Annotated in this window: 19 protein-coding genes; 4 read left to right on the top strand and 15 right to left on the bottom strand. The window is 47.0% G+C overall.

Annotated features, from left to right (window positions below; translation table 11 throughout):
- Positions 1 to 16: 16 nt before the first annotated feature.
- Both AYJ58_RS06280 and AYJ58_RS06275 read left to right on the top strand, forming a co-directional pair.
- Entirely contained in the window at positions 17 to 760 is a 744-nt protein-coding gene (locus AYJ58_RS06280) for a DUF481 domain-containing protein (RefSeq protein WP_106649433.1), read from the top strand.
- 240 nt (positions 761 to 1,000) lie between these two features.
- Entirely contained in the window at positions 1,001 to 2,443 is a 1,443-nt protein-coding gene (locus AYJ58_RS06275; protein ID WP_106649432.1) for an MFS transporter, read from the top strand.
- 144 nt (positions 2,444 to 2,587) lie between these two features.
- Here AYJ58_RS06275 and rlmB read toward each other — a convergent pair whose 3' ends face one another.
- The 8 genes from rlmB to zapE all read right to left on the bottom strand — a co-directional run bounded on the left by rlmB (position 2,588) and on the right by zapE (position 10,518).
- Positions 2,588 to 3,328, bottom strand: coding sequence for a 23S rRNA (guanosine(2251)-2'-O)-methyltransferase RlmB (gene rlmB, locus AYJ58_RS06270; protein ID WP_106649431.1), 741 nt, complete (start codon positions 3,326 to 3,328; stop codon positions 2,588 to 2,590).
- Entirely contained in the window at positions 3,329 to 5,752 is a 2,424-nt protein-coding gene (gene rnr / locus AYJ58_RS06265; protein ID WP_106649430.1) for a ribonuclease R, read from the bottom strand.
- Positions 5,753 to 5,788: 36 nt separating this feature from the next.
- Positions 5,789 to 6,445 carry a flagellar protein MotX gene (motX, locus tag AYJ58_RS06260; RefSeq protein WP_106649429.1) on the bottom strand — a complete coding sequence of 219 codons (657 nt, stop codon included), beginning with the start codon at positions 6,443 to 6,445 and terminating at the stop codon, positions 5,789 to 5,791.
- A 124-nt stretch (positions 6,446 to 6,569) separates the two neighbouring features.
- Positions 6,570 to 7,865 (bottom strand): adenylosuccinate synthase, encoded by a 1,296-nt coding sequence (locus AYJ58_RS06255; RefSeq protein WP_106649428.1) that lies wholly within the window; start codon positions 7,863 to 7,865, stop codon positions 6,570 to 6,572.
- A gap of 72 nt (positions 7,866 to 7,937) precedes the next feature.
- Positions 7,938 to 8,126, bottom strand: coding sequence for a DUF2065 domain-containing protein (locus AYJ58_RS06250; RefSeq protein WP_006083051.1), 189 nt, complete (start codon positions 8,124 to 8,126; stop codon positions 7,938 to 7,940).
- A 153-nt stretch (positions 8,127 to 8,279) separates the two neighbouring features.
- Positions 8,280 to 8,672 (bottom strand): 30S ribosomal protein S9, encoded by a 393-nt coding sequence (rpsI, locus tag AYJ58_RS06245; protein WP_006083052.1) that lies wholly within the window; start codon positions 8,670 to 8,672, stop codon positions 8,280 to 8,282.
- 14 nt (positions 8,673 to 8,686) lie between these two features.
- Entirely contained in the window at positions 8,687 to 9,115 is a 429-nt protein-coding gene (gene rplM, locus AYJ58_RS06240) for a 50S ribosomal protein L13 (RefSeq protein WP_012088240.1), read from the bottom strand.
- Positions 9,116 to 9,405: 290 nt separating this feature from the next.
- Positions 9,406 to 10,518 carry a cell division protein ZapE gene (gene zapE, locus AYJ58_RS06235; protein ID WP_106649427.1) on the bottom strand — a complete coding sequence of 371 codons (1,113 nt, stop codon included), beginning with the start codon at positions 10,516 to 10,518 and terminating at the stop codon, positions 9,406 to 9,408.
- 413 nt (positions 10,519 to 10,931) lie between these two features.
- Here zapE and degQ point away from each other — a divergent pair, with 413 nt between their 5' ends.
- Positions 10,932 to 12,284 (top strand): Do family serine endopeptidase DegQ, encoded by a 1,353-nt coding sequence (degQ, locus tag AYJ58_RS06230; protein WP_106649426.1) that lies wholly within the window; start codon positions 10,932 to 10,934, stop codon positions 12,282 to 12,284.
- A gap of 115 nt (positions 12,285 to 12,399) precedes the next feature.
- Positions 12,400 to 13,482 (top strand): outer membrane-stress sensor serine endopeptidase DegS, encoded by a 1,083-nt coding sequence (gene degS, locus AYJ58_RS06225; RefSeq protein WP_106649425.1) that lies wholly within the window; start codon positions 12,400 to 12,402, stop codon positions 13,480 to 13,482.
- 103 nt (positions 13,483 to 13,585) lie between these two features.
- Here degS and murA read toward each other — a convergent pair whose 3' ends face one another.
- From murA to mlaF, 7 genes are read right to left on the bottom strand one after another with little or no spacing between them, the layout of a single operon-like run.
- Complete coding sequence (murA, locus tag AYJ58_RS06220) at positions 13,586 to 14,845, bottom strand: UDP-N-acetylglucosamine 1-carboxyvinyltransferase (protein WP_106649424.1); 1,260 nt, start codon at positions 14,843 to 14,845, stop codon at positions 13,586 to 13,588.
- Between the two features lie 9 nt (positions 14,846 to 14,854).
- Positions 14,855 to 15,112, bottom strand: coding sequence for a BolA family protein (locus tag AYJ58_RS06215; RefSeq protein ID WP_106649423.1), 258 nt, complete (start codon positions 15,110 to 15,112; stop codon positions 14,855 to 14,857).
- 19 nt (positions 15,113 to 15,131) lie between these two features.
- Complete coding sequence (locus AYJ58_RS06210; protein WP_106649422.1) at positions 15,132 to 15,416, bottom strand: STAS domain-containing protein; 285 nt, start codon at positions 15,414 to 15,416, stop codon at positions 15,132 to 15,134.
- Positions 15,413 to 16,075 carry an MlaC/ttg2D family ABC transporter substrate-binding protein gene (locus AYJ58_RS06205; RefSeq protein ID WP_106649421.1) on the bottom strand — a complete coding sequence of 221 codons (663 nt, stop codon included), beginning with the start codon at positions 16,073 to 16,075 and terminating at the stop codon, positions 15,413 to 15,415. Before AYJ58_RS06205 ends, AYJ58_RS06210 begins: the two co-directional genes overlap by 4 nt.
- An 11-nt stretch (positions 16,076 to 16,086) precedes the next feature.
- Positions 16,087 to 16,560, bottom strand: a complete 474-nt coding sequence (gene mlaD, locus AYJ58_RS06200; protein WP_006083061.1) for an outer membrane lipid asymmetry maintenance protein MlaD — start codon at positions 16,558 to 16,560, stop codon at positions 16,087 to 16,089.
- Between the two features lie 56 nt (positions 16,561 to 16,616).
- Positions 16,617 to 17,402 carry a lipid asymmetry maintenance ABC transporter permease subunit MlaE gene (mlaE, locus tag AYJ58_RS06195; RefSeq protein ID WP_006083062.1) on the bottom strand — a complete coding sequence of 262 codons (786 nt, stop codon included), beginning with the start codon at positions 17,400 to 17,402 and terminating at the stop codon, positions 16,617 to 16,619.
- Entirely contained in the window at positions 17,399 to 18,217 is an 819-nt protein-coding gene (mlaF, locus tag AYJ58_RS06190) for a phospholipid ABC transporter ATP-binding protein MlaF (RefSeq protein WP_106649420.1), read from the bottom strand. Before mlaF ends, mlaE begins: the two co-directional genes overlap by 4 nt.
- Positions 18,218 to 18,288: the final 71 nt, after the last annotated feature.

Here is an 18,288-nt window from a genome sequence, read left to right as displayed (position 1 = left end):
ACCAAGAATAAACATAATGCTAAAAGTTATTGCGCCAATTTTTTTATTTTCCCTTTCATTTCCTGCGCTTGCGCTTGTTCCACCGGATTACCAGGAACCGCCCAGCGATTTTACCGCAGAAATCGAAGCGGGTTTGCAACTGAATACAGGCAATACCGAATCCAGCAGTTTTAACGGTCGAACCCAACTGATTTACGACACCCAGCAAACCAAGCAAGAAGCCACGCTCAAAGCCTACTTTGCCTCAGAAAAAAGCAAGACAACTTCAGAAAAATACGAACTCCAACTCCAGTCGAACTATAAACTGACCAAAGGCTACATCTTCGGACGCGGTGATTTTACTTGGGATCAATTCGGTAGTTACACGCAAATCTCAACTATTTCTAGTGGTTACGGTTTTAATGCCATCAGCAGCTACAAGACCAAACTCAGTCTTGAAATCGGCCCCGGTTACCGATATAACTTACCGGCAGAATCTGTGGATATTCCCAATCCTGATGCTGAGAAAGACGTCATTTTGCGTACCGCTGCAAAGTTTTCTCAAAAACTGCAGGAATACAGCAGTCTCAATGCAGATTTAACTGCGGAAGTCGGCGAGAACAACAATACCCTCACCTTAGACATGAACTACAAGAATCTGGTGTTCCAAGATTGGGCGTTTAAAATCGGCATGAACATCAAATACACTGAAGTGGTACCAGAGGGTAGCCAACAGACAGATACCACCACCACCTTCAACCTGCTTTATACCTTTAGATAACCGCTTTAGATAATCCTTAGCAATACAAGCAGGTACACGTCGCCAAAGTCATCTTTGGCTGGCGGCGACGTTAAAGCTCCTCCGCCCTCGCCCAAGTTATTTCAGCATAATCTAAGAATTTTTTGAGCAAAAATGCGCAATTAATCAAGATTTACCAACAATTTGCAACACAACATAAACACCAACCCCTGATATACTCACGGTTTATTATCAATCTTGTTTGTGTTTTCGGAGTTGTATATGACTAATCCGCTGCGCACTTTCGCCTCTTTATATAGCACCACCTTGTTAATGGTACTGGCCGGCGGTTTGCTCACCACTTACCTTGGGCTCAGGCTCTCGGTGATGAACGTGCCACAGATATGGATAGGCGGCATGATGTCGGCCTATTATGTTGGCCTAGTGGCGGGCTCTAAGATTGGTCATAGACTTATTGCCCAAGTGGGCCATATCCGCGCCTTTGTTGCCAGTGCTGGCATAGTCGCCGCATCTGCATTGGGTCATGCACTCGTTGATGAACTAGCAGTTTGGCTGCTCCTCAGGCTCGTTGTCGGTATGGGCATGATGTGCCAATACATGGTGCTCGAAAGTTGGCTTAACGAACAGGCCGAAAGTAACCAAAGGGGTACAGTGTTCGCGAGCTATATGATCGTATCTTACTTCGGCTTGATCTTAGGCCAAGGCGCGATCAGTATCTTCCCCGAATTAGGTCTAGAACCGTTACTGCTTATCGCGATTTGTTTCTCACTCTGTATCGTACCTATTTCACTCACGCGTCGCCTTCACCCAGCGCCTTTGGTTCCTGCCCCACTCAAAATTGCCCATTACTGGAAAAAAGCGCCGCAGGCACTCACAACCATCGCAATTGGTAGCATGATAGTGGGTTCGTTTTATGGTCTCGCACCCGCCTATGCGAGTAACTTAGGTTTACCGCCTGAAAAAGTTGCTACTTATATGACGGCAACGATTTTAGCGGGATTACTGGCGCAATGGCCTATGGGGAAACTGTCCGACATTATGTCGCGCAGTCGCCTGATTCGTATTAACTGCATATTGCTTGGCATTTTAGCTTTAGCCATCGCCTTAACACCCTATCATCCGGTGATTTCGCTGGTGATGACTTTCCTCTTCGGTATTTTGGGCTTCACCTTCTATCCCCTTGCTACAGCACTGGCGAACTCGCGAGTCGAACAGAATGAGCGAGTCGGCTTATCCGCCACTATCTTATTGACCTTCGGCTTAGGAGCCAGTATCGGTCCACTGATCGCCTCAACGTTAATGCAATGGTTTGGTAACAGCATGCTATATGGCTTTATGTCTGCCTGTACCTTAATCTTGTTTGTGCGGCTACGTTATGTACATGCACAACAAAAAGCCGAAACCAATGTCACCCAAGACTACATAATGGCGACGGGCGACTTAGTCTCTTCACCACTGGCGGCAGCGCTGGACCCACGAGTTGATGTCGAATCGATTCAAGAACATATGACGCCCGGTGCTAACCTAGATGAAGCGGAATATGATTTAGGGGCTGATGGTGTCGATGACGATATTATCGACGCAAATGACAGTGATGAGGAGCAACTCGCCTTCAGTTTCGATATCGAGCAAGCAGAGCCTGAAGCCGTTCAAACGGATGAAGCCGATAGCCATCCGGTTAACCTAGACAAAGCACTGATATAAAAAGACCAATAAAAAGACCGATTAACTGTTTAAAGTTAATCGGTCTTTTTATTACTGCAAGTGCTGACTAAAACAAATAGTTACTGCAACAAATCGTTACTGCAAGCCTGACCGCATGTGCGAAATCAGGCAAGAGTGAGCGTATTAACTGCGGCGCTGACGCACAGCTTCAAATAAGCAAATACCGGTCGCAACCGATACGTTCAAGCTCGACACACTGCCCGCCATAGGGATAGAGATCAGTGAATCGCAAGACTCACGGCTTAAACGGCGTAAACCTTTATCTTCCGCGCCCATGGCAATCGCTAATGGCCCTTTAAGATCGGCTTGATAAAGCTCGCAATCTGCCTCGCCCGCGGTGCCTACTATCCACACACCTTTATCCTGCAGGTGACGCATAGTGCGCGCAAGATTAGTCACTTGGAATAAAGGCACTGTTTCCGCAGCGCCACATGCCACTTTACTCACAGTCGCCGTTAAGCCAACTGAATTGTCTTTAGGCACGATAATACCTTGTACGCCAGCCGCATCAGCATTACGTAGGCAAGCGCCTAAGTTATGGGGATCCGTCACGCCATCCAAAATCAGCAGAAATGCTTGCTCAGTGTTAGCAAGCAGCACATCTAAATCTTGCTCATTCAACACTTTCGCCGCTTTAACGCGCGCGACTATACCTTGATGTTGGCTGCTTTCCGCTTTGTCATCCAAGGCTTTACGAGAAGCGACCTGAATCGTCGTGCCAAAAGCTTTGGCCTGATTGGCCAGCACAGTTAAGCGCTCATCGTCACGGCCTTGTAACAGCCATAACTCGATAATGCGCTCAGGGCTGTGTTTTAACAGGGCTTCAACTGCGTGGATCCCAAAAATAATATCTTGTTTTTTCATTTATTTCTTTCTCGTGCTCCGCTTAGCGGCTTTTGGCTTTTTAGCCGGATCTTTTACTGCTGTTTTTTTCGCTTTAGTGCCCGCTTTAGCCTTAGGTTTGGTTTTGCCTGTTTCAGCCTTGGCGCTAGATGCCGCGGTTTTACCCGCTTTGCCTTGCTTAGCGCCTTCACGATTAACGCGCTCACGGGCAGTCATCGGCTTATCACGGCTGGCAGATGCTTTACGCTTACCACCTTTGCCGTCATCACCCAGCATGACTAAATCAATCTGTCTGTCATCTAAGTTAACTGCAGCGACCTTAACCGTCACAGGATCGCCCACTTGATAGACTTGGCCTGTATGCTCACCGATAAGGCGTTGACGCATAGGATCGAATTGGTAGTAATCGCTACCTAGACTTGAGATATGCACTAAGCCATCGATAAACAGTTCATTTAAGCGCACAAACAAACCAAAGCTCGTCACTGAGGCAATCACAGCTTCAAAGGTATCACCGACGTGATCTTGCATAAACTCGCACTTGAGCCAATCGCTAACATCGCGAGTCGCTTCATCGGCACGACGTTCTGTGGTCGAACACTCTTCGCCCAATTGGTCGAGCTCATCGAGTTGATAGTGATAACCACCATCCTGCGTCCACTTTTCTGTGGCTTCGCCTCTTTCCTTCGCCAGTAAATATCGGATCACTCTATGTAACACTAGATCCGGATAACGGCGAATGGGCGAGGTAAAATGCGCATATTCTTCTAAGGCTAGACCGAAATGACCTTCGTTATCCGGAGTGTAAATGGCCTGACGCATAGAGCGCAGCAACATCACTTGGATAAGTTCAGCATCAGGGCGGTCGGCAATTTGCAGCATCACGTTCTGATAATCGGACGGCGTTGGCTCAAGTCCGCCAGGCATAGTCAAACCACGCTCAGCAAGGAACTCTTTAAAGTTCGCCAATTTTTGCTCGGATGGCGCTTCATGCACACGATACAAGACTTCGCCTTTGTGTTTCTTCACAAACTTAGCTGCAGAAACGTTGGCTAAAATCATACATTCTTCAATGATTTTATGGGCTTGATTACGGCCACGCGGCACGATTTTATCAATCTTGCGCTGCTCATTGAAAATGAACTGCGTTTCCATGGTTTCAAACGCAATCGCACCACGCTCGGCTCTTTGCTCATCGAGCGCTAAATACAATGACTGTAAACACTGCAAATGCGGGAACAAGGCTTCATGCTCAGGCGCAATGGGGCCGCCTTCTAACATCTCCGCCACTTGGGTATAAGTAAAACGGGCATGGGAATACATCACAGCCGGATAAAACTTATAACCCGACAACTTGCCTTTGGCAGACACTGTCATCTCGGCGACCATACATAAACGGTCGACGTGAGGATTAAGCGAACATAGGCCGTTGGAGATTTTCTCCGGCAGCATAGGGATCACTTGCGATGGGAAATACACTGAGTTACCACGGGCACGCGCTTCAGTATCTAAGGCTGAATCGGTGCGAACATAATAACTGACGTCCGCAATCGCAACCCATAAACGCCAGCCGCCACCGGCTTTTTTCTCCGCATACACGGCATCGTCAAAATCGCGAGCGTCTTCACCGTCGATAGTCACTAATGGCAGATGACGTAAATCCACACGGCCGACTTTATCGGCATCGGTCACTTCATCGGGAATTCGGCGCAGTTTCTTCTCGATCACTGGTGACCAAGTATGGGGTAAGTCATAGTTACGCAGGGCGATTTCGATTTCCATCCCCGGTGCCATTTGCTTACCAAGCACTTCAGTCACTTTACCCGCAGCCTTAACAAAACGACCTGGGCGACGCGTTAATTCAACCACAACAACATCGCCTTGACGGGCGCCGTTGCGGTCTTCATTCGCGACTAAGATTTCTTGGGTTATACGCTTATCATCGGCAATGACAAATGCCATACCGCTATCAACATGATAACGGCCAACAATTGCAGCACTGCGCGGCTGGATCAAACGCACCAAACGTGCTTCGCGACGACCACGACGATCTGTGCCTGCTTTTTGCGCCAGCACTTTATCACCGTGGAAATACATCAGCATGTCGCGGTTCGAAATAAATAAGTCATCACCGCCTTCATCGGGTTTGAAAAAGCCGAAGCCTTCTCTGTGTCCGAGCACTGTGCCGGGGATAAGATCCATTTTCTCGGGCAAGCCATAGCTCTGCCCACGGGTGAAAACAAGTTCGCCATCACGTTCCATCGCACGTAGGCGACGGCGCAGGGCCTCAAGTTGTTCTTCCTCTTGGATGTTTAACGCCGCAGCAATACTGTCACGAGTGATAGGTGATTTCTGAGAACGTAAGTAATCGATAATATACTCACGGCTTGGGATAGGGTTTTCGTACTTATCCTGTTCACGCTCAAAATGAGGGTCTTTGATCATTCAATATCCAAATAATGTGTCTCTAGAAGAGACTACTTAACGGGTTCGCAACTGTTCTTGCTGGGCCCGCGCCACTGCACTGGGGGGCATTTTAGCTGCTAACACCTGCAGTAAAGACAAGGCTTTTTTCTTCGTCGCCTCGTCCGCAAATACATCGTTATATAACCAGTGATAGGCCATCTCGTAATCCCTAGGACTACCATAACCTTCACCGAATAAACGCACTAACATCATACGAGCGGATAAATCACCACTTGCAGCAGCAGGCAATAAATAATGCACTGCTCTGTCTTTATTACGGATGACAAATTTCCCACTCTGATAATACTCGGCAAGCTTTAACATCGCTTCTGAGCTACCTTGTTCGGCCGAGTCACGTAACAAAGCAATCCCCTTCACAGGGTTAGCCTTTACACAGGTTCCATGATTGAGCATTTCGCCCCAAAGGAATTGATATAAAGGCTGTTTTAAGACTTGGGCTCGCGCCTCAATGTCTTGAACTAACTGGCAATCATCACGTTTCACTTTCGCTAAATATTGATCGCTACGGATCAAATCAAGCAATTGGTCTTGGCTATAAATATCCACCGCCTGCGTTTGGGCAAAGCACATTGAAGATACTAAGGGCAGTAGCGCAACTAGTGCTGTACGTAGCATAACGACTCTCAATGACAATAGGGTGAATACTTGCATCGGCAGTATAACCTATTTCTTGAGCTTGAGCTGAATTCTTGAGCTAAACATCTAACCGCAGAAGGAAATAGAGAAAGGCATAAAGAAGTAGAGAAAAGGCCGTGAAACACGGCCTTAACAGGTCTTAATTGAACGGATTAACCAAAATCATGGTTTCGTTACGGTCAGGACCCGTAGAGATAATGTCGATTGGTGTTTCTAATAACTCTTCAAGACGCTTGATATAATTGATCGCTGCCGGTGGCAGTTGCTCAATTGATGTCGCGCCAAAAGTCGACTCGCTCCAACCTGGCATAGTTTCATAAACAGGCGTAACCAGTTCATAACCTTCAGCCGCAAGCGGGGTCACTTTAGAGATAGTGCCATCAGGATTCTGATAACCCACACAAATCTTCACTTCTTTCAGACCATCAAGTACATCTAACTTAGTCAAGCAGAAGCCGCTCACACTGTTGATTTGAACTGCGCGGCGCATTGCCACAGCATCCAACCAACCTGGACGACGCTTACGACCCGTTGTCGCACCAAACTCATGACCTTTAGTACCTAAATGATCACCAACTTCACATAACAGTTCAGTAGGGAATGGACCTGCACCCACACGAGTGGTGTAAGCCTTCATGATACCTAAGACATAGTCTAAATGACGTGGACCAAAACCGCTGCCCGTCGCAACACCACCGGCAGTGGTATTTGAAGAGGTTACAAATGGGTATGTTCCGTGGTCGATGTCGAGTAATGTACCTTGAGCGCCTTCGAACAGAATTGGTTCACCGGCTTTACGCGCAGTATCCAATAGTTCAGTCACATCAACACACATGCTCTTCAGATAGTCGGCCATAGCCAAAGCATCTGCTAGCGTTTGCTCGTAATCAACCGCTTCGACTTGATAGTACTCTGTCAGCATAAAGTTATGGTATTTCATAACTTCTTTCAGCTTTTCAGCAAACAGCTGCGCATTGAACAGATCGCCTACTCGCAGACCGCGACGGGAGATCTTGTCTTCATACGCAGGTCCGATACCACGGCCAGTTGTACCAATAGCTTTATTGCCACGTGCTTTTTCACGGGCGATATCTAAGGCGCAATGGAAGGGTAGGATCAGCGGACACGCTTCAGAGATCAACAGACGTTCCTCAACAGGAACACCACGATCTTTCAGCATGTTGATCTCTTTCATCAGGGCGTCAGGTGCAAGCACCACACCATTGCCAATAATGCATTTCACATTATCGCGCAAGATACCTGATGGGATCAGATGAAGAACGGTTTTTTCACCGTCGATAACCAAGGTATGACCAGCATTGTGGCCGCCTTGATAGCGAACTACATATTTTGCCTGTTCTGTTAGAAGGTCGACAATCTTACCTTTTCCTTCGTCACCCCATTGGGTGCCGAGAACAACTACGTTTTTGCCCATTATTTGCTGCAAGGTTGCGGTTAAAAAAGAATTTTAACAGATCTTAGTCAGTAAGGGCAAGCAGGGTGTTTTTTACGCAAAAATCACCAAAATCACCACTCCAGCTGTGACTAATGCGCCACCGAGTCGCTGGATAACCTGCTGATTTTGATGGGAGAGTTCATTTAAATAACGACGCCACTTGTTCGGAAAGAGTAAGGGTCCGACTCCCTCTAAAAGCAATACAAGTGCCACTGCCAGCATAAAAACTTGAAAAGTCATGCGCACCTCAAACTCAATCACTCAATGCAATTTAGTGTATATCAGCTCACTTCAACAACAGAGTCTCTTATTTAAATGCATTCGTCAGTATCGAAAATTTTAGCCAATAAAAAACCCAGCATAGGCTGGGTTTTTTGATATTCCAAAAACGAATTAACGCTTAGAGAATTGTGGCTTACGACGTGCTTTACGTAGACCCACTTTCTTACGCTCAACTTTACGAGCGTCACGGGTAACGAAACCAGCAGAACGTAGTGATGGACGCAATGCTTCATCTAATTGCATCAGAGCACGGGTAATACCGTGACGGATTGCGCCTGCTTGGCCAGTGATACCACCGCCTTTAACAGTTACATAGATGTCCAGCTTGTCAGTCATTTCAACTAACTCTAAAGGTTGACGAACAACCATACGAGCAGTTTCACGACCAAAATACTGATCCAAAGGACGTTGATTTACAACGATGTTGCCACTACCTGCTTTAGCGAAAACGCGAGCTGTAGAGGTTTTGCGACGGCCAGTGCCGTAGTACTGAGTTGCAGCCATTTGCTTAATCCCGTTTAGATATCAAGAACTTGAGGTTGTTGTGCAGTGTGGTTATGTTCTGCGCCAGCGTAAACTTTTAGTTTACGGAACATGGCACGGCCCAGAGGACCTTTTGGTAACATACCCTTAACTGCTTTCTCGATGATCATTTCTGGCTTTTGCGCTTGCAGCTTTTCAAAGCTGATTTGCTTAATGCCACCAGGGAAGCCTGAATGCGAGTAGTACGTTTTGCCTTTCGCTTTGTTACCAGTAACAGTCACTTTTTCAGCATTAACAACGATGATGTAATCACCGGTATCAACGTGTGGAGTGTATTCTGGCTTATGCTTACCGCGTAAACGGATAGCGATTTCAGTAGCGATACGACCTAAAGTTTTGCCGTCTGCATCAACGACGAACCAGTCACGAGTTACGGTTTCTGGTGTAGCAGTAAAAGTCTTCATTATTACAAAAACCCAAAGTTAATTTTCTGTCTCACATGCTGCCTGCATTTGCAAACAACACAAAATTGCCTTTTAGTACCCCTTCGAGCACTGACTTCGGCTTACAACTTCCGCCCAATTGGCGGAGTAACGTGGGCAGGTGGCGGAGTATAGACAAAGCTGAGTTAAAAATCACCTGATATTTTGATAAAAATTATAAAATATCGACCAATCTGGCTTGTCATCCTAAGGATTAACAAGCCACTGGCGATTTAACACGGGAGTTAAAGCAAAACTCTTGCGCCGCAGGGTTACGGCAGGTGTTCGGTTTTTAAATAATCGTGGGATTGCATCTCAATTAAGCGTGAACGGCAACGTCTAAATTCGAAGTTAAGCAAACCATCGGCATAAATATCTTCGAGTGGCACTTGAGCCGATACAATCAGCTTCACATTGCGCTCGTAAAATTCGTCGACCATAGCTAAAAATCGTCTGGCGATATCATCACCGGTCAAAAATGCCCCCATTTGCTCAATGCCGCTGACCAGCACAGTATGATAAATCCGCGCCAATTCCATGTAGTCACGTTGACTTCGTGGACCATCACAAAGCGCTCTAAAATCGGCCAACAATACGCCCTGCGCCTGCTGACGAATACTGATGCTACGGCCTTCGATTTCAATGTCGGCGGTATGCACCTCAGACTCAGGCGCTAACTGGCTAAAATAACGCATTAGATTGGCATCGGCTTGTGCATCTAACGGATGATGATAAATCTCCGCTTGCTCAAGGGTTCGCAGCCGATAGTCAATGCCAGAATCCACATTGAGTACTTCACAATGCTGATTAATTAAGGCTATCGCAGGTAAGAAACGTGCGCGCTGTAGGCCATTTTTATATAAGTCATCGGGGATAATGTTAGACGTAGCAACCAGCACGACGCCTTCTTTAAATAGCGCTTGAAACAGCGTGCCTAACAACATGGCATCAGTAATATCTGAGACAAAGAATTCATCGAAGCAGATAACGCGATATTTCACGGCCATCTTTTTCGCAATCACCAGTAAGGGATCGCGCACGCCTTTCAGCTCATCTAAATCTAAATGTAGTTGATGCATAAAACGATGGAAGTGAGCCCGCAGCTTTTGATCGCCAGGCAAGGCATCAAAAAAAGTATCCATCAGATAGGTTTTACCGCGCCCCACACCGCCCCAAAGATACAGGCCCTTAGGTGAAGCTGGCGCCGACTTTAAGCCTAATGCACTAAACAATTTCCCCACGACAGAAGTCGGCTCTTCCGCCGCCGTTAAGTCTTCATAGACACGTTGTAATGCTTTGACGGCAATTTCTTGGGCCGGATCATGGGAAAAACCGTCACGGGTAAGATCTTTTTGATAATGCTGCCAAGGGCTTAACTGAGGCACTTTTTAATTCTCTTATGTCCTTTACTAAAACTGCAACGATATTAGCACGGCCAATGTGACGCAGGATATATTAATGCAGAATACGACTTTTGCCTCAAGGTTAAACAGCATACAAACGACGAATAAACCTCTATGCTGTAGGTCATTTTAATCGGCAAAACTTGTTGTTTTCAGGGCTTGAAAAATGCGTATCTTGCCCACAGTTTTCCACTCAGCAACGAGCATGAAACAGCCGATAAAATAGGCTCAAAAAAATTAACATTTGTTAATATGATGAACTTTTTCAATTAGGTGCGTGTCCGAATGGTTACCTAGGCAAATAGCCGGTACCGATACAGATTTGATCTGGCACTCGCACAATTGCTGATGCATTACATCCAGATCTTTCAACCCTTATTTGGAGTTATGAATAGATGAAAACAAAATTATCTGTACTTTCAGCCGCAATGTTAGCCGCGACCCTGACTATGATGCCTGTCGTCTCACAGGCTGCTATTCCACAGACAGTTGAGGGACAATCCATTCCAAGTCTTGCGCCTATGCTTGAGCGTACAACACCCGCAGTTGTGTCCGTAGCGGTTACGGGGACTCATGTTTCAAAACAAAGAGTGCCTGATGTTTTCCGTTACTTCTTTGGCCCCAATGCACCACAAGAGCAAGTGCAGGAACGTCCTTTTAGGGGCTTAGGCTCAGGCGTTATTATTGATGCTGAAAAAGGCTACATAGTCACTAACAATCACGTGATTGACGGTGCCGATGATATTCAAGTTGGTCTACATGACGGCCGTGAAGTAAAAGCCAAACTCATTGGTACTGACTCAGAGTCTGATATTGCATTACTGCAAATTGAGGCGAAAAATCTTGTCGCAATCAAGTCATCAGACTCTGACGACTTGCGTGTTGGTGACTTTGCCGTTGCCATTGGTAACCCCTTCGGCTTAGGGCAAACCGTGACTTCAGGTATTGTCAGTGCTTTAGGCCGTAGCGGTTTAGGCATAGAAATGCTGGAAAACTTTATTCAAACCGATGCTGCTATCAACAGTGGTAACTCGGGTGGTGCACTCGTTAACTTAAACGGGGAATTGATTGGGATTAACACCGCAATCGTAGCGCCGGGAGGTGGTAACGTCGGTATCGGCTTTGCGATCCCTGCCAATATGGTGAAAAACCTGGTCGCGCAAATTGCCGAACACGGTGAAGTACGCCGCGGGGTACTGGGGATTTCGGGACGCGATCTTGATAGCCAACTCGCCCAAGGCTTTGGTTTAGACACCCAGCACGGCGGCTTCGTGAATGAAGTAGCCAAAGACAGTGCCGCCGAGAAAGCCGGTATTAAAGCGGGTGATATCATTATCAGCGTCGATGGCCGTGGCATTAAGTCCTTCCAAGAACTGCGTGCTAAAGTCGCCACTATGGGCGCGGGTGCTAAGGTTGAGTTAGGACTCATCCGCGACGGTGATAAGAAAACCGTTAAAGTGACCTTAGGCGAAGCGAGCCAAACCAGTGAAACAGCGGCTGGTGCCGTGCATCCTATGCTGCAAGGTGCGTCCTTAGAAAACTCATCTAAGGGCATTGAAATTACTGATGTAGCACAAGGCTCACCTGCGGCCATGAGTGGCTTACAAAAAGGAGACGTGATTGTCGGTATTAACCGCACTGCGATTAAAGATCTTAAGACACTGAAAGCACAACTTAAAGATCAAGAAGGTGCCGTTGCACTGAAGATAATGCGTGATAAGAGCATGTTATATTTAGTCCTACGTTAATCGGCTAAATAGGCCATTTTTTCTGCCACAGATAAGCATAGGGAGCTTAGGTTCCCTATGCTTACATCGATTAAACATGTTAATCTAACTCACCTTTTTCTAGATCCATCCTGCCATGACGATAAAAGACACTCTGTTATATCTCGGTAAAGCCACCCTTTTCGGCCTTATCATGGCGGCCATGTTTTTATTGGTGACACGTTATTTCGATAACCAATCCCTCGGTAATAGTCTGCTACAAACCCGAGCCAACAACACAGTCGAGCTCTCCTTTGCCAAGGCGGTCCGCCGCGCAGCCCCTGCCGTTGTTAACATTTATAGCCTCAGCATAGATCAAAATCGCCCGCTTAACTCGGGTTCGCTACAAGGGCTAGGTTCTGGGGTGATAATGAGCAAAGAAGGCTATATTCTTACGAATTATCATGTTATTAAAAAGGCCGACGAAATTGTTGTCGCCCTGCAAGATGGACGTAAATTTACCTCAGAAGTGGTTGGCTTCGATCCAGAAACCGATTTATCGGTACTTAAAATTGAAGGCGATAACTTACCGATTGTCCCCGTTAACCTCGACAGTCCGCCTCAAGTTGGTGATGTCGTACTCGCCATTGGTAATCCCTACAATTTGGGTCAAACCATTACCCAAGGCATTATCAGTGCCACAGGCCGTAACGGCTTAAGTTCAGGTTACTTAGACTTCTTACAAACCGACGCGGCGATTAATGCCGGTAACTCGGGCGGCGCACTGATTGACACCAACGGCAGCCTTATTGGTATTAATACCGCGGCATTCCAAGTGGGTGAAGAAGGCGGCGGCCATGGGATTAACTTCGCTATCCCGATTAAATTGGCCCACAGCATTATGGGCAAGTTGATTAAGAATGGCCGCGTTATCCGTGGTGCTTTGGGTATTTCAGGTGAACCTATCAACCCTGTCATTGCACAAATTCTCAATCTGCCCGATCTAAAAGGTGTGGTCATTATGGGTGTCGACCCTAATGGCCCTGCAGCGCGTGCCCAGCTAATGCCAAGGGATGTGATTATTAAATACGACGGTGAAGATGTGCCAGGCGTTGAAATGCTGATGGATCGCATCGCAGAAACCACACCGGGTAAGAAAGTGATGATGACTGTGATACGCCAAGGTAAACAACAGGAGTTGCCCGTGATTATCGATGAGAAGGTTGTGGTCGATAACTAGAGCGGCACCCATCATTGCGTACGCAGACAACAAAAAACCAGCTTTTAAGCTGGTTTTTTAATGGGTCGAGATTTTAATCTCTCAGGCCTAGCTAAATAACTCGTTACTGAGTACGCACAACCTGCGCGCCTAAACCTTGGAACTTATTCTCAATATGCTCGTAACCGCGGTCTAAGTGATAGATACGATCAACAATCGTCTTGCCATCGGCCACTAAGCCCGCAATCACCAGACTCGCTGACGCACGTAAATCCGTCGCCATCACCTGCGCACCACTCAAGGACTCAATCCCTTGGATAATACAGGTATTCCCCTCAAGCTCCATGGTTGCGCCCATACGGATAAGCTCAGGCACATGCATAAAGCGGTTTTCGAAGATAGTCTCGGTAATAGTAGCCGTGCCTTGCGCTAAGGCGTTGAGCACGCAGAACTGCGCCTGCATATCCGTCGGAAAACCGGGATAAGGTGCCGTCTTGATATTGACCGCCTTTGGACGCTTACCTTGCATATCAAGCTCAATCCAATCTTCACCTGTAGTGATCTTAGCGCCCGCATCTTCAAGTTTCGCGATAACAGACTCTAATGACGCAGGATCGGCTTTTAAGCAACGGATGCGACCACGGGTTACCGCAGCGGCCACCAAAAATGAACCGGTTTCGATACGGTCTGGCATAACTCGGTAATGACAGCCCTGTAAACGCTCAACCCCTTGAATACGCAGTGTCGCACTGCCTACGCCGGTGATTTTTGCGCCCATGGCAATTAAGCAATTAGCGAGATCGATCACTTCAGGTTCGCGAGCCGCATTTTCAATCACGGTTTCGCCATCGGCCAACGCCGCAGCCATCAGCAAGTTTTCGGTGGCACCAACACTTACCATGTCCATGAAAATGTGTGCGCCCTTAAGACGTCCATCAACACGGGCTTTAATATAGCCTTCTTTCACTTCAATCTTGGCACCCATCATTTCGAGGCCATGTAAGTGTAAGTTAACTGGTCTTGCGCCAATGGCACAGCCGCCAGGCAATGACACATCTGCGGTACCATAACGCGCCAATAACGGCCCTAAGATCAAGATAGAAGCGCGCATGGTTTTCACGAGATCGTAGGGAGCGCAAAACTCATTCAGATTAGTGGTAGAAATGCGGATCTGTCCATCACCGAGTTCAGTCACTTCAGCGCCGAGACAGCGTAATAATTTACAGCTCGTACTCACATCACGCAGATTGGGCACGTTAGAAACCACAAAATCGGTTTCAGCCAATACACCCGCCATCAGAATAGGCAAAGCTGCATTTTTAGCACCCGAAATAATCACATCACCGGCAAGCGGGGGGCTTGCCTGAATTGTTAGTTTATCCACTTTTCCTCACTAGCTAGGCATGTTGAAAACTTTTTCGCGTTTCCATTGAGTCGACGTGAAAGTTTTGATCGTTAATGCATGTAATTCACCGCTGGCAATGTGTGCCGTCAACGGTGCATAAATGGCTTGTTGCTGTTTGACTCGGCTCATACCATCGAAGCATTCGCCTACTGCGATCACTTTATAATGGCTACCATCTGAGCTAGCGTGAACTTCTTCAAGCCCTAACGCATCACGTAAAATCTGTTCGATTAAGCTGCATTCCATGAAATCTATTACCCTATTATCAATGCACTTCTTCGGTAAAGAAGGCATGTAAATCATATAAATCGATGAGTTTTTTAAGTTGTGGTGAGGCAGAACGTAATTCAAGTTGGCTGCCATGTTCACGCACTAACGCCAGCAAAAATGCCATGCCAGCGCTATCACTGTATTCGAGCCCAGACAAAGACAATATCTGGGTTGACTCGCTCAGCAGTTGTTGCCGCTGCGGCCAAAGTGTAATGACATCGGCTTGGGTTATGCGCCCTTTGAGATGGCAAACTGTGCCCTGTTGCACAAATTCAATCACGACTGTGACTTCCCTGATTTAGCCTTCATGACCACTTTTTCTTTGGTGCGATCTTCAAGCATCTTAATCACAGGATCGATACCCTGTTGGCGAATTAGATTAGAGATTTCCGACTGCTTAGAAGACAGTAAGCTCACACCTTCGGCGACTAAATCAAATGCCTTCCATGAGTCATCTTTCAAACGGCGAGCCTTAAACAACAGTTTAATTGGCGGACGACCGGCTTCGATGATCTGCACGTTCACATCCACCATTTTCTCTTTGCTGAAATCAACCCCAGGTGAAAATTCCACTTTTTGATTGGTGTACTCAGTAAAGGCTTGGGCATAGGTCGACACTAAATAACCTTCAAAGGCATCGACAAAACGATTACGTTGGTCTTCGGTTGAATCCTTAAGATATTGGCCTAAGACTTTGTAAGAGGCATATTTATAATCGACATAAGGCATCAGTTCTTCACGAACGATTACCTTTAAATGGTCTGAATTTGCATCAATTAACGCTTTATCTTTATGAAAACGATCGAAGGTTTTATTAGCAACGGCTTTCACCATGGCATACGGATCTGTCGTATCGACAACCACATCGGCGGCGACAGCGCTCGTTGTCCCTAAAACCATCACTAACGGCAATAAAAAACGAGATAAGTTTTTAAACATAGCGGTAACCCCTATTTGTCTTTCGAACCCATACTATATAAGAACTGACCAATCAGTTCCTCCAACACTAATGCCGAGCGCGTATCATCAATCTTATCGCCATCTTTCAGCATACTGACATCATCATCGACAAAACCCGGTGTTAACCCTAAGAATTGCTCGCCCAACAAACCCGAAGTCAAAATGGCTAAACTACTGGTTTCTGGAAATTTATCGTAACGCTTGTCCATCACTAAGGTGACCACAGCCACTAACTTAACGGGGTCTAAATCTATGCCACTGACGCGGCCAACCACGACACCGCCAACCTTGACGGGCGAACGCACCTTCAAGCCACCAATATTGGTGAAATTGGCTTTTATGGTGTAAGTGCTATCGCTGCTTTTCACTTCAATATTGGCAACGTTAAAGACTAAGACCAAAAAAGCGGCCAATCCCGTTAAAAGAAACACACCCACTAATAATTCAATTTTTCGTGTCAACATGTTCAGCTACCACTCTGTTAATCCATCTTACCTGTGTCGAAATCCGCAGTGTTCCGTTAGCGGCCAAACATCAGGGCTGTCAGTAAAAAATCTAATGCCAATACAGCGAGACTCGACTGAACCACAGTTTGAGTCGTTGCACGGCTGATACCTTCCGGATTTGGGATCACTTGATAACCGCGATATAACGCAATCCAAGTGACCACTACGGCAAACACACCACTCTTGATCAAGCAGTTAACTATGTCCTGACGCCACTCGACCGACGCCTGCAGAATCGACCAAAACGCCCCGCTATCGATTCCTTTCCATTCCACGCCGACTATGTGACCGCCATATATACCCACAGCGGTAAACATTAACGCCAGTAATGGCATACTGATCACCCCCGCCCAAAAGCGCGGTGCAATAATCTGCCTTAATGGGTCGATAGCCATCATCTCTAAACTCGAGAGCTGCTCGGTACTCTTCATCAAACCAATTTCAGCGGTTAAGGCAGAACCCGCACGTCCCGCAAACAAAAGTGCGGTAACCACGGGCCCTAACTCACGCAGTAAACTGAGCGCCACCATAGGGCCTAAGCTTTCTTCGGTGCCAAAACCGACTAAGATGTTGTAGCCTTGTAGCGCCAACACCATGCCGATAAAAAGCCCTGAGACTAAAATAATCACCATAGATTGCACGCCGACCACATAAATCTGGCGCACTAATAATGGAAAACCTTTGCGCACCCGTGGCCAGCGAAAAATCGCCCCCCACAACATAAGACCTGCGCGGCCAAAACCGAGCACTAACTCAATTGCGCTGCGGCCCAAGTCGGCAATACTGTCTATTAACTTCACTTGCCAACTCCTTTTGCCATCAATTCTTGTTGGTAATCATTCGCCGGATAATGGAACGGCACAGGGCCATCGGGCGCGCCTTGAATAAACTGTTTAAGCTGTGGATTGTCGGCGTATTTCAATTCTTCTGGCGTACCGTAGGCAATAACTTTTTTGTCGGCCACCACATACACATAATCGGCAATGCCGAGGACTTCATCCACATCGTGGGACACTACTATGGAGGTCAAATTGAGCGCATCCGATAACTCACGAATAAGCTTCACTAACACGCCCATAGAGATTGGATCTTGGCCGGCAAAAGGCTCATCGTACATCACCATTTCAGGCTCAAGCGCTATGGCTCTGGCCAATGCTGCGCGGCGTTGCATACCACCGGATAACTCACTTGGCATCATCTGGGCGGCGCCACGCAAGCCTACGGCTTCAAGCTTCATCAGCACGATAGTGCGAATAATGTCTTCTGGCAGACCAGAATGTTCGCGCAGCGCAAACGCCACGTTATCGAACACATTAATGTCAGTAAACAGCGCGCCACTTTGAAACAGCATGCTCATCCGCTTACGCAGACTAAATAATTCATTGCGACTCACGCCATGGATATCGTGACCGTCGAATAACACTTGCCCGTGGTCAGGCGTTAATTGTCCGCCGATCAACTTTAACAGGGTCGTTTTGCCTATGCCGCTCGGCCCCATGATCGCCGTCACCTTGCCCCTTGGAATGGACAGGCTAATATCTTCATATATCACACGCTGACCGCGGCTAAACCCCAAATTACGGATCTCAACCAACGGCGTTTGTTCTTGAGTCATGCTTGATTCCGACATTTGCAAAGAGGTGATCCTAGTCTTCCTAGACTGACCAATCGAAGAGCCGCAAATTG

Source organism: Shewanella sp. Pdp11 (genome assembly GCF_002838165.1).
In the GTDB taxonomy this organism is placed as follows: domain Bacteria; phylum Pseudomonadota; class Gammaproteobacteria; order Enterobacterales; family Shewanellaceae; genus Shewanella; species Shewanella hafniensis.
This window is presented reverse-complemented; position numbering and strand designations above follow the sequence as displayed.

Bases quoted from the DNA above. Each gene is read 5' to 3' on its own strand.
- AYJ58_RS06280 (WP_106649433.1), top strand. From the start codon at position 17: ATGCTAAAAGTTATTGCGCCAATTTTTTTATTTTCCCTTTCATTTCCT.
- AYJ58_RS06275 (WP_106649432.1), top strand. From the start codon at position 1,001: ATGACTAATCCGCTGCGCACTTTCGCCTCTTTATATAGCACCACCTTG.
- rlmB (WP_106649431.1), bottom strand. From the start codon at position 3,328: ATGAAAAAACAAGATATTATTTTTGGGATCCACGCAGTTGAAGCCCTG.
- rnr (WP_106649430.1), bottom strand. From the start codon at position 5,752: ATGATCAAAGACCCTCATTTTGAGCGTGAACAGGATAAGTACGAAAAC.
- motX (WP_106649429.1), bottom strand. From the start codon at position 6,445: ATGCAAGTATTCACCCTATTGTCATTGAGAGTCGTTATGCTACGTACA.
- AYJ58_RS06255 (WP_106649428.1), bottom strand. From the start codon at position 7,865: ATGGGCAAAAACGTAGTTGTTCTCGGCACCCAATGGGGTGACGAAGGA.
- AYJ58_RS06250 (WP_006083051.1), bottom strand. From the start codon at position 8,126: ATGACTTTTCAAGTTTTTATGCTGGCAGTGGCACTTGTATTGCTTTTA.
- rpsI (WP_006083052.1), bottom strand. From the start codon at position 8,672: ATGGCTGCAACTCAGTACTACGGCACTGGCCGTCGCAAAACCTCTACA.
- rplM (WP_012088240.1), bottom strand. From the start codon at position 9,115: ATGAAGACTTTTACTGCTACACCAGAAACCGTAACTCGTGACTGGTTC.
- degQ (WP_106649426.1), top strand. From the start codon at position 10,932: ATGAAAACAAAATTATCTGTACTTTCAGCCGCAATGTTAGCCGCGACC.
- degS (WP_106649425.1), top strand. From the start codon at position 12,400: ATGACGATAAAAGACACTCTGTTATATCTCGGTAAAGCCACCCTTTTC.
- AYJ58_RS06215 (WP_106649423.1), bottom strand. From the start codon at position 15,112: ATGGAATGCAGCTTAATCGAACAGATTTTACGTGATGCGTTAGGGCTT.
- AYJ58_RS06205 (WP_106649421.1), bottom strand. From the start codon at position 16,075: ATGTTTAAAAACTTATCTCGTTTTTTATTGCCGTTAGTGATGGTTTTA.
- mlaD (WP_006083061.1), bottom strand. From the start codon at position 16,560: ATGTTGACACGAAAAATTGAATTATTAGTGGGTGTGTTTCTTTTAACG.
- mlaF (WP_106649420.1), bottom strand. From the start codon at position 18,217: ATGACTCAAGAACAAACGCCGTTGGTTGAGATCCGTAATTTGGGGTTT.